At 29.7% G+C, this 11,043-nt stretch carries 10 protein-coding genes, 5 tRNA genes, 1 pseudogene and 1 other annotated feature; of the genes and pseudogenes, 2 read left to right on the top strand and 14 right to left on the bottom strand.

Features of this window, described 5'->3' with window-relative positions:
- Window positions 1-169 precede the first annotated feature (169 nt).
- The 4 genes from rplT to ytxC all read right to left on the bottom strand — a co-directional run bounded on the left by rplT (window position 170) and on the right by ytxC (window position 2,403).
- Entirely contained in the window at window positions 170-523 is a 354-nt protein-coding gene (rplT, locus tag IO99_RS17720; protein WP_035135825.1) for a 50S ribosomal protein L20, read from the bottom strand.
- 27 nt (window positions 524-550) lie between these two features.
- Window positions 551-748 (bottom strand): 50S ribosomal protein L35, encoded by a 198-nt coding sequence (gene rpmI, locus IO99_RS17715; protein WP_035135823.1) that lies wholly within the window; start codon window positions 746-748, stop codon window positions 551-553.
- Window positions 749-767: 19 nt separating this feature from the next.
- Window positions 768-1,295 carry a translation initiation factor IF-3 gene (infC, locus tag IO99_RS17710; RefSeq protein ID WP_035135821.1) on the bottom strand — a complete coding sequence of 176 codons (528 nt, stop codon included), beginning with the start codon at window positions 1,293-1,295 and terminating at the stop codon, window positions 768-770.
- A gap of 33 nt (window positions 1,296-1,328) precedes the next feature.
- Window positions 1,329-1,440, bottom strand: a sequence feature (ribosomal protein L20 leader region).
- 36 nt (window positions 1,441-1,476) lie between these two features.
- Window positions 1,477-2,403: a putative sporulation protein YtxC gene (ytxC, locus tag IO99_RS17705; protein WP_035135819.1), complete on the bottom strand. Its 927-nt coding sequence runs from the start codon at window positions 2,401-2,403 to the stop codon at window positions 1,477-1,479.
- Window positions 2,404-2,591: 188 nt separating this feature from the next.
- Here ytxC and IO99_RS17700 point away from each other — a divergent pair, with 188 nt between their 5' ends.
- A complete protein-coding gene (locus IO99_RS17700) occupies window positions 2,592-3,296 on the top strand; it encodes a DUF6873 family GME fold protein (RefSeq protein WP_035135818.1) in 705 nt (234 codons plus the stop codon).
- 125 nt (window positions 3,297-3,421) lie between these two features.
- On the opposite strand, the gene IO99_RS17695 is transcribed toward IO99_RS17700, so the two are convergent.
- The 8 genes from IO99_RS17695 to IO99_RS17660 all read right to left on the bottom strand — a co-directional run bounded on the left by IO99_RS17695 (window position 3,422) and on the right by IO99_RS17660 (window position 6,067).
- Window positions 3,422-3,495: transfer RNA gene (locus IO99_RS17695), tRNA-Cys, on the bottom strand.
- Between the two features lie 4 nt (window positions 3,496-3,499).
- Window positions 3,500-3,574, bottom strand: a tRNA-Gly gene (locus IO99_RS17690).
- Window positions 3,575-3,581: 7 nt separating this feature from the next.
- A tRNA-Phe gene (locus tag IO99_RS17685) sits at window positions 3,582-3,657 on the bottom strand.
- Between the two features lie 22 nt (window positions 3,658-3,679).
- Window positions 3,680-3,756 (bottom strand) — tRNA-Asp (locus tag IO99_RS17680).
- A gap of 3 nt (window positions 3,757-3,759) precedes the next feature.
- Window positions 3,760-3,835 (bottom strand) — tRNA-Val (locus IO99_RS17675).
- Window positions 3,836-3,975: 140 nt separating this feature from the next.
- A complete protein-coding gene (gene hslO, locus IO99_RS17670) occupies window positions 3,976-4,857 on the bottom strand; it encodes an Hsp33 family molecular chaperone HslO (RefSeq protein ID WP_035135816.1) in 882 nt (293 codons plus the stop codon).
- Window positions 4,858-4,861: 4 nt separating this feature from the next.
- Window positions 4,862-5,608, bottom strand: a complete 747-nt coding sequence (locus tag IO99_RS17665) for a class I SAM-dependent DNA methyltransferase (protein ID WP_035135814.1) — start codon at window positions 5,606-5,608, stop codon at window positions 4,862-4,864.
- A 216-nt stretch (window positions 5,609-5,824) separates the two neighbouring features.
- Window positions 5,825-6,067 (bottom strand): alpha/beta-type small acid-soluble spore protein, encoded by a 243-nt coding sequence (locus IO99_RS17660; RefSeq protein ID WP_035135812.1) that lies wholly within the window; start codon window positions 6,065-6,067, stop codon window positions 5,825-5,827.
- A 331-nt stretch (window positions 6,068-6,398) separates the two neighbouring features.
- Between IO99_RS17660 and IO99_RS18860 the strand changes: the two are divergent.
- Window positions 6,399-6,548: pseudogene (locus IO99_RS18860) on the top strand (transposase); the annotation flags it as partial.
- Window positions 6,549-6,674: 126 nt separating this feature from the next.
- On the opposite strand, the gene IO99_RS17655 reads toward IO99_RS18860, so the two are convergent.
- Together IO99_RS17655 and IO99_RS17650 are read right to left on the bottom strand one after the other, a co-directional pair.
- A complete protein-coding gene (locus tag IO99_RS17655; protein ID WP_035135810.1) occupies window positions 6,675-8,375 on the bottom strand; it encodes a peptide ABC transporter substrate-binding protein in 1,701 nt (566 codons plus the stop codon).
- 532 nt (window positions 8,376-8,907) lie between these two features.
- Window positions 8,908-10,593 (bottom strand): peptide ABC transporter substrate-binding protein, encoded by a 1,686-nt coding sequence (locus tag IO99_RS17650; protein WP_035135807.1) that lies wholly within the window; start codon window positions 10,591-10,593, stop codon window positions 8,908-8,910.
- Window positions 10,594-11,043: the final 450 nt, after the last annotated feature.

Below are 11,043 nucleotides of genomic sequence, written 5' to 3'. Positions count from 1 at the left end.
TAAAATGTAGCCATGGTACATTTTTATACTATATATATCCCTTTATTTATTATCTTTATTTCTTCTATAAAAAATAATAAATAATTATGTACATTAAAATTTAGTCTAACAAAATCCAGAGACATGACATAGTCATCCTCTGGCTTTTATTTTTTATATTTAATTAATCTTATAAATGCTTCTTAGCAACTTCTACTAATTCAGCAAATGCTTTTGGATCGTTGATTGCTATTTCAGAAAGCATTTTTCTGTTTATTTCAACTCCAGCAAGCTTCATTCCATTCATGAATTTTGAATAAGAAAGATCATTCATTCTAGCAGCTGCATTTATTCTAGCTATCCATAGTTTTCTGAAATCTCTTTTCTTTAATTTTCTTCCAACATAAGCATTTCTTAATGCTCTTATTACTGATTCATTAGCTGTTTTAAATAACTTGCTTTTTCCACCGTAGTATCCTTTTGCAAGTTTTAATACTTTTTTATGTTTTTTACGACTATTCATCGCTCTTTTTACTCTTGCCATTATATTTACCTCCTAGATAACTTCCTACTATAAGTATGGTAGTAATTTCTTCATTATTTTTTCTTGAGTAGTTGAAACATATCCTGTTTTTCTAAGATTTCTCTTAGTCTTTCTGCTCTTCTTAGTTAATATATGGCGTCTAAAAGCTTTAGATCTTTTTAACTTACCTGTTCCTGTCTTTTTAAATCTCTTTGCTGCACCTCTATGTGTTTTCATTTTTGGCATTGTAAAGTCCTCCTCTCGGTTATGCTCTTTTTGGAGCTAATATCATTATCATATTTCTTCCTTCTTGTCTAGCTGGCTTTTCAATAACATAAACATCGCCTAATTTTTCTACAAAAAGGTTTAATATCTTGTGTCCTACTTGTGAGTTTTCAATTTCTCTTCCTCTAAATCTCACAGTAACTTTAACTTTGTCTTCATCTAATAAGAACTTTCTAGCATTATTAGCTTTTATCTCAATATCGTGATCTTCTATGCTAGCACTTAGTCTAATCTCTTTAAGAGTAGTGATTTTTTGTTTCTTTTTAGCTTCTTTTTCCTTCTTTTGTTGCTCATAAACAAACTTACCAAAATCCATGATTTTGCATACCATAGGTTTTGCATTTGGAGATACTACAACTAAATCTAATTCCTTTTGTAATGCAATTTCTAATGCTTCTTTTGTAGAAATTACTCCTAGTGCTTCCCCGTCTGAGTTAATAACTCTAACTTCTTTGTCTCTTATCTCTTCATTCATCATGAAATCTTTATTTTTACTGATAACATTCACCTCCGGCTTTTAAACCACATATTTTTATCTTATATAAAATAAAAAGGACAGCAAACGCCGTCCTGTTATTACAATCATTGTAAACCAAAATTTTACCTTACTAGCAGTACTGTAAGGTGAGAAACGGCAGTTTCTACTTGTTAATTAGTTATTTACTTTTTCACTAACATAGTTAATCTTACTACACCTTTATATTATTGTCAATAGGCATTTCTATAATTTCTTTAAACATTAAACATTCATTACAACCACTGCAATGATAAATTCTATTCTCAAAAACTTTCTCTAGAGTATTAATTAGCTCCTTATTTTTACATCTATTAGCAGAATGTATTACTATTTTTTTCGGGCACATAGTTATTAGCCCACTTATAACTAAATCATCTTGACTAACGTCTACTATATTTTTATTTTCGCAAATTTCATTTAAAAGGGTTTCCATAATATTATTTCCAAATTCATCTCTGAGTATATATGAATCTCCTCTTTTTCCAATATACAAATCTACCTTTTCAGCCTTACTTTCTTGTATCTCAACAAAATACTTTAAAAGACTAATAAATTCATTATACTCTTTTTCTATCATATAACTTTCTACCACTTTTTCTATTATCGTATATATCTGTGGCATTAATTCCTTGGATCTAAAATCCATAAACCCTTTAATATTTAATACGTTACCTTCTTCTATACAATTAATAATTCTATCTAAAATACTATTTTTCTTATTCATATAATATATCACAGTATCATCTATAGGTACTTCTTCTTTTAAAATTTTATATATATCCTTTTTTACAATACTTATATCGTTATAGTTAAGAAAATTATACGTTTCATTCAGATGTTTATTAACCCTTTTTTCTAAAAATTCATTAATAATTACACCATATAAAATATTAGCTGTATAATAGTTAAATAATTTCTTAACTTCATCCTCAGTGTAATCACCATCTTCCCAATATATATGTATACATTCATCTAATTCATCATTTTCAATTTTCAAATTTATACATTTCTTTTTCTCTCTTAAATACTCACTCATACTCTTAACTTGATTTAATACATAATCCTTATAACTATTATTTACAATGGTCAACAGTAGCATTCAATCACCCCACTTCATGTTAAGAATTTTATAGATACAGAACTTTACTTTAATATATTATGTATATTATGTGTTTTTATTTTTTACTATATACAATTTATTAAATCCAATTTATTCTACAAATTTTATAACATATATGATATATTATTTTTAAGTTAGTAACAACTAACCTTAAGGTGGTGATATTTTTGAAATATGCTTTTGTAGACTTTAGAATTTCTTTTGAGGAATTATTTGCTTTGGAAAATTTAAATTGTAAAGTTATCCTTTGCGAACCATGCAATTCATTGTATCCAGCTATATGTGGTCATCCTGATATTCTTATGCATTTCATTGACAATAATAATGCCATCATTCATAAGGATGCATCTTCTACCTTTGAAGAAACTCTAAAATCTCTAAATCTAACAGTATTGAGAAGCACTAGCACTTTAACTGATAAATATCCTAATGATATTATCCTTAATGCTGTAAATACTCCTGATTTTTTTATGCATAATATAAGGTATACTGATAAAACTTTATTAGAAAATATTAATCATAAGACATTAATAAATATAAATCAAGGTTATACTAAATGCTCTACTGTAGTATTATCTAATAAGGCCTTTATAACTTCTGATATATGCATTTACAAAGAATTAAATAACTATGGATATGATGTACTCTTAATTCCACCAGGTGACATTCTTTTACCTCATTTGAATTATGGCTTTATTGGAGGAACTTGTGGTATGATAGATTCTAAAACTATAGTTTTTTATGGAGATTTAGATTTATATCCTCATGGGAATTTAATAAAAAGATTTTTAGATAAGCATGGCATAACCCCTATTTCTTTAGTCAACTCTCAGCTAATTGATAGAGGTAGTATATACTTTTTAGATATTTAGTAGATCATCTATACAAAATACTACACTATAAATTTTTAATATTTAGTTTTAATGCCTCTCTCTAAGAAGCACATTTATATAATATACAAAATAAAAAAGCAAGTAAATAAATTACTTGCTTTTTTTGGAGGCGCCACCCAGATTTGAACTGGGGATAAAGGCTTTGCAGGCCTCTGCCTTACCACTTGGCTATAGCGCCATATTGGAGCGGAAGACGAGATTCGAACTCGCGACGTTCACCTTGGCAAGGTGACGCTCTACCACTGAGCCACTCCCGCGTAATAATGGTGGCTCGAGCAGGAATCGAACCAGCGACACGAGGATTTTCAGTCCTCTGCTCTACCGACTGAGCTATCGAGCCAGACACAAATTTTAGAATTTATTGGCGACCCAGAAGGGACTCGAACCCTCGACCTCCGGCGTGACAGGCCGGCACTCTAACCAACTGAGCCACTGGGCCATATGGTGGTCGCAACAGGGATCGAACCTGTGACCCCCTGCTTGTAAGGCAGGTGCTCTCCCAGCTGAGCTATGCGACCAAAATTTAAATTTGTGACACCACTATTAAAATAATCTTTGCTAAGCTTAAAAAACAATAAATCTTCCAAGTCTTAACAAAGACTATTATATTAAATTTTTAGTTTATTGTCAATATGGTTTTTAGAATTTATTATAGAAATTAGTTAATAGCTTCTAATATTTTTTTAATATCTTCTGGTTTAAAATCATAGGTTTTATTACAGAAATGGCACAATATCTCTTCTGTCTTGCCCTCATCATATATCTCTTGTAAATCATCTTTACCAATACTAATCAGCACTCTTTCAACTCTTTCTCTTGAACAGTCGCATTTATACGCTGGTACTAAAGCATCATATATTTTCAAATCCATGTCTTCAAATATAAATTCTAATATTTCTTCTATAGTCATTCCTTTCTCTATCATAGCCGTTACTGATGGAACTTCTTCCAATCTATAAGTTATAATATCTGCTAAGAACTCTGATGCACCTGGCATCATTTGTATGATAAATCCCCCAGCAGCTTTTATAGATAAATCTGTATCTACCAATACTCCTAAAGCAACAGCGGATGGTGTTTGCTCAGATACCGTAAAGTAATATGCTATATCATCGCCTACTTCTCCTGTATATATAGGTACCTGCCCTACATAAGGTTCTTTAAGCCCCATATCCTTAATTACTTTTAGATATCCATTTTTACCTATAGCACCACCAACTTCTAATTTACCTTTTTCATTTAATGGTAAATCCACTTTTGGGTTTCCTATATATCCTTTAACACTTCCATCATGATGTGCAGTAACAGTAACACCTTTCGCCTCTCCACCACCATCTATTTGAGTAGTTAAACTATCAGTATCATTTTTTAGCATAGCACCCATTAAAACCCCACCAGTTAACATTCTCCCCAATGCTGCTGAAGCTGTTGGCATACATTCATGAGTTTTAGTTGCTTCATTCACTAATTCAGTAGTAATAGCTGCAATTATTCTTACTTGGCCATCCTTTGCAGTGGCTCTAATTAATTTATCTTTCATTACTCTAACATCCTTTCTTACTCAAAACATAGGTTATTCTTTCTGTATTCTCGCCTATGGCAACTTCTTCATAACAATTAAGTTTTTTTTCTATGATAAGGTTTGATTCTTTTATAAACTTTTCTATTTTACTCTCACTATAGGCTCTCTCTCTGTGATGTTCATCAAATCTATGATACACTTGTCCTTCTTTAACAAAAAAGGTTAAGTACATATCAACAATATCCTCTTGTAATTGATTTTCCCAAATATATACCACATCTTCTCTGTCATAGTTAAAGCTATTATTTCCTAATATATTTTTTATTTTGTACTCTGTATTAATGTCAAAAATAAAAATACCATCATCCTTTAAGTGTTTATTGACTGACATAAAATATAATTGAAGTTTTTCATCCTCAATTATATAATTAGTAGAATCCAATCCACAAGTTATCAAATCAAACTGCTTTTTAAGATTAAAGGTACATATATCTTGGCACATAACCTTAGCTTTAATCCCCTCTGCCTTTAATTTTTCATCTGCAATAGATAACATATACTCTGATAAATCTATAGCCGTTGTAAATATAAAGTTTTTCCCAATTAACTTGGTAAAATTCCCTGTACCACAAGCTAAATCTAAATATTCTCTTCTTCCAACATTATATTCCTTGCAAATCTCAATAATTTTTTCTGACCAACCTCTATAATTGATATCTTCATTAATAAGTTCATCGTATATATCAGCAAAATCATTATAACAGTCCATAGGTTCACCATCTTTTCTATATAATCACCTATTTATTTTACATTACTTTTTTTATTTTGTCTAAGAAATCTTCCATGACTATGTAACAAATCTCATATCTATATGTTTATTCATATACTAAGCTATAATTATATCTCTTCATTAAATTAATATGATTTATCTTAATTATTCTAGTAATGTCTTAGTAAAACTAGATTATTAATATATTATATAAAACTAAAAAAACTCATCATTCTTAGGAATATTTAGACCCTTTTTCTTTTTGGTCATCATACCTCCAATTCGCCCCGTTTCTTCTGCAGTTAAACTACTCCATCCAAATTCATTTACTTTATCAGCCAAACCTAATTCTTCTACTATATCATATTTTATTTGCTCTCTTAAAGCCTCCTGTGGAGTTAATTCTTTATTAGCTTTCAATTTAGATTTTATTACTTTTTTTATAGGAGTCTTACCCACAAACTTCCACCTCCGCGTTATTAAAATATAGTTTTAATGTAATAACTATATTTTCTACCATAGATTTTTTTTTTATTCATATCCTTTATAAATTCTACATTAGTTATCCATCCACACCTTATGCATTATTATAATAAACAATTAATTATATTACATAATTTTACTTGTATAAATTTATTTATAGTTGACTTCTATTGTTTTCAAATTTGTGAAATGTATATTTATATTTTTAATAGACTCCGTAGAAAATTACAGTGATAGAATACATAGTCTATGAGAATATTGGTTAACGTCCCTTAAAGTTCGTGCTTAAATAAGAGATGTTTGACACTTCTGCAATCACAAAACCCTTATCGCATTTGCTGGTATAGATTCCTCTCCTTATCAATCTGGAACAATAGATATAAAAAGTAGAAGTATTTCTAAACGCGGATCTGCTTCACTTCGAAAAACACTTTTTCAAGTAATGGACTGTATTATCACAAAAATTAGCAGGTCTTGTCTTAAGCTATGCACTTAGGACTATCACCCGTTAGATTACACCCATGATGGCGCACTAAAAAAGGCTATCCCATTTTTGAGATAGCCTTTTTGAATTTCAATAATATTATTTTCTACCTGAAGTATAAGTGTATTTCAAATCATAATTTCCACCAAATAATGGAGTGCTTAAACTTTTAACATATTTTCTAATATAAGTATTTTTAAATCTCCATGCTTCTGGACTTATAACACCATCTTCATACAATAGTATTCTTTCTGCTTCTTTAAATAATTCAGTTCTTTCTGCAGGATCTACAGATTTTGCTGCCTTTCCTATAACTTCATCAAATTTAGGATTTGACCATCCTGTCATTACAACATCAGCTCCTGTTACCCAGAAGTCAAGGAATGTATTAGGGTCATTGTAGTCACCACCCCATGCCATACCAGCTACTTGATAATCATAGTTATCAGTTCTCTCTTGGAATTGTGCCCATTCAACATAGTCAACTTTTACGTTAATTCCAAGTTTTTCCTTGTAAACACTTTGTTGGAATTCAGCATATTCTTTTGATGTTGTATCAGTTCCTGATTGTAAGTAGTTAATTGTTATTTTAGATGGATCTTCACCAAGTCCTAATTCCTTCATTCCTTCTATTAATAAAGCCTTTGGATCTGGATTTTCATCCATAAGATCTTTAATTGGAAGATCTTTAACTTTATCTCTATATTCTTCTCCACCTATTTGTACTTTTGGAGGTACGAAAGATAACGCTGGTTCACCAAGACCTTTTCTTAAAGTCTTAATTTTATTTTCTCTATCTTCAGCTATTATAAATGCTTTTCTTACTTTAGCATTACTAAATAATTTATCTTTGTGGTTAAAGAAAGTATAAGTAGTTGAACCATCATATCCTCTTCTATTTTCAAATTCACCAGTATCATCAAGTTTTTTAATCCATTCTGTTTTTACAACTGGGCCTACATCTAATGAACCATTAAATAATTCATTCATTTGAGCAGATTCTTCTTTTATTATTTTCATTGTAGCTTTTTCAAGTTTTACATTTTCAGCATCCCAATATTCTGGGTTTTTAGTAAATTCAACCTTATTATTGTGTACCCATTCAGAGATTACAAATGGTCCACAATATACCATAGTATTTGCTTCTGAACCATATTTATCTCCATGTTCTTTTATTATATCTTCTCTTTGTGGTTGCATAACTTTAAAATATGTTAAATCTAAGAAATATGCACATGGTGAAGTTAATGTAAATTCAACAGTTTTTTCATCTACAGCCTTAATTCCTAATTCTTCTACTTTAGCTTTACCTGCGTTGAATTCTACAGCATTTTTAATTGGATATAATAGGAATGCATATGGTGATGCAGTATTTTGATCTAACGTTCTAGTAATACCATAAACAAATTGTTCTGCAGTAACTGGTTGACCATCACTCCATTTAGCATCTCTTAACTTAAATGTCCAAGTTAACCCATCTTTTGATGTTTCCCAACTTTCAGCCATACCAGGTTCAATTTTATCTTGACCACTTTCATCTTGTACAATTCTAGTTAAAGCCTCTTGGCAGTTAGTAAGTACTTGTGAAGAATATAAATCACTTGACTTTGATTGGTCAATAGTTTTTGGTTCAGCTTTCAAAAATACGTTAAGATACTGTTCTTTATCCATATCTCCAGAAGCAGCAGTCTCTTCACCTTTGCCCTCAGTTTTCTTATCATCCTTACCACAACCTACTAAAGCAACAGAAGTTACCATAGATATTGCTAATAAAGAAGCTAATATTTTTTTGCTTTTCATGAATAATCCCCCTTCATTAATCATCAATATAATAGATATATACTCATATCCATCTGATTTAAATTTATTATATATTAACACTTTCACTATTGCAATACCTATTATCTGAATATTTATAAGATTGCCCCAATTCGACTTATTATCTTATATAAAAACAAATATTTCACAAAATAATAATATCCACTCTTGTTTTTGATATTTATATTGTTTTTTTTAAAATTAAAATATAATTTATAATTTATTTTAATTTTTTTTGTCTATTTATCTTGCTTTTTTCTTCTTATTTCTCCGTTAATCGAGTTTTATTTGCGTATAAATTCGAAATTTGTAATACGAATTTTCCTGATTAAGTACTACAAACACTATAAATACATTAAAATCTCTGAAATACCTCAACCTTTTCACATACTTTGTAATAAGTTTTCCTTTAAAATCATTTCGCATGTTATTTTATGGCATATAAAGATATTATAACTAAACAAAAGAGTAAAGCATATTATTAGCTTTACTCTTTTGATGTTCTATTATTATATTATTTTCTACCAGTAGTATAAGTATATTTTAAGTCAACAGTTCCAAATAGTGGAGCAGTATAGTTTTTAACATACTTTCTTACATAAGTATTTTTAAATCTCCACGCTTCTGGACTTATAGCTCCATCTTCGTATAGTAAAATTCTTTCAGCTTCTTTAAAAATTTCAGCTCTTTCATTTGGATCATTACTTTTTCCTGCTTTAGCAATAAGCTCATCATATTTAGGATTTGACCAACCCGTTGGCACAACACCAGCATCAGATGTCCATATATCTAAATACGTGTTAGGATCATTATAATCTCCAGTCCAAGCTATACCCGCAACTTGGTAATCTAACTCGTCTGTCCTTTGTTGGAAGATAGCCCATTCAACATAATCAACGCTTACGTTAATTCCAAGTTTTTCCTTATAAACACTTTGTTGGAATTCAGCATATTCTTTTGATGTTGTATCAGTTCCTGATTGTAAGTATTTTATTGTTATTTTAGATGGATCCTCACCAAGACCTAATTCTTTCATTCCTTCTATTAATAGCGCCTTTGGATCCGGATTCTCTTCTATTAATTTCTGAATCGGTAGTTCATTTACTTTAGTTCTATATTCTTCTCCACCTATTTGCACAGATTTTGGTACAAATCCTAAAGCAGGCTCACCAAGACCTTTTCTTAAAGTTTTAATTTTATTTTCTCTATCTTCAGCTATTATAAATGCTTTCCTCACTTTAGCATTACTAAATAATTTATCTTTGTGATTAAAGAAAGTATATGTAGTTGAACCATCATATCCTCTTCTATTTTCAAATTCACCAGTATCATCAAGTTTTTTAATCCATTCTGCTTTTACAACTGGTGCTACATCTAATGAACCATTAAGTAATTCATTCATTCTAGCAGATTCTTCTTTTATTATTTTCATTGTAACTTTATCAAGTTTCACATTTTCAGCATCCCAATATTCAGGATTTTTGATAAATTCAACTTTATTATTATGAACCCACTCAGATATCTTAAACGGACCACAATATACCATACTTTCAGCCTCTGAACCATACTGATCACCGTATTTTTTCACTATATCTTCTCTTTGTGGTTGCATTACTTTAAAGTATGTTAAATCAAGGAAGTATGGGCATGGTGATTTTAAGGTAAATTCAACAGTTTTTTCATCTAGAGCTTTAACCCCTAAATCTTCCGCCTTAGCTTTACCAGAGTTAAATTCTGCAGCATTAGCTATAGGATATAATAGGAAAGCATATGGTGATGCTGTATTTTGATCTAGAGTTCTAGTAATACCATATACAAACTGTTCTGCAGTAACAGGTTTACCATCACTCCATTTAGCATCTCTTAATTTAAATGTCCAAGTTAATTTATCATCTGAAGTTTCCCAGCTTTCAGCTATACCCTTTTCAATTTTGTCTTTACCATTTTCATCTTGCACAATTCTTGTTAAGGATTCCTGACAGTTAGCAAGGATTTGTGAAGAATATGAATCACTTGATTTAGATTGGTCAATTGTTTTTGGTTCAGATTGCAGAAACATATTTAAATATTGTTCAGTATCAGTTTCTCCATTAGCCGCAGTTCCTGCACCCTTTTCTTCAGCTTTACCACATCCAACTAATGCTACTGATGTTATCATCGATAACGCTAATAATGATGCTAGTATTTTTTTACTCTTCATAAGTAATCCCCCTTAAAAATAATATAGTTCAGTTCAAAAATTAAAAATTTTCTTTCTAAACTCGGCTCATCTTTGTTGTTATTCATTGTGTATATTTCTACACATTTCCTCATAACTTTTATTTATATTTATAGTACACCCTTTTAACGACAATGTCAATGCTCACTTCTTTCATTAAAGACATTAAAATTTTAATTTTATTCAATTTTACGAATTATCACCTATATTCATCACGTAAATTTCCCTATTTTTCAACAAAATATTATAAATTTACAAATTGTTGTATCATGTATTATCGTTGATATATCTAATCTTTACGATTTTATATATCCTTTTGTCGTAATTTGTAGTTTTTTTAATATTATAATCATCAAAAGAATATATATGAATTATATTTTTTAAAAATAATTCTTTTTTCTATATTTTCTTTAAATAAAATTAAATTTAATT

Source organism: Clostridium sulfidigenes (genome assembly GCF_000732635.1).
GTDB classification, from domain to species: Bacteria; Bacillota; Clostridia; order Clostridiales; family Clostridiaceae; genus Clostridium_J; species Clostridium_J sulfidigenes.
The sequence above is the reverse complement of the archived record's forward strand: the minus strand, read 5'-3'. Positions and strand labels throughout refer to the sequence as shown.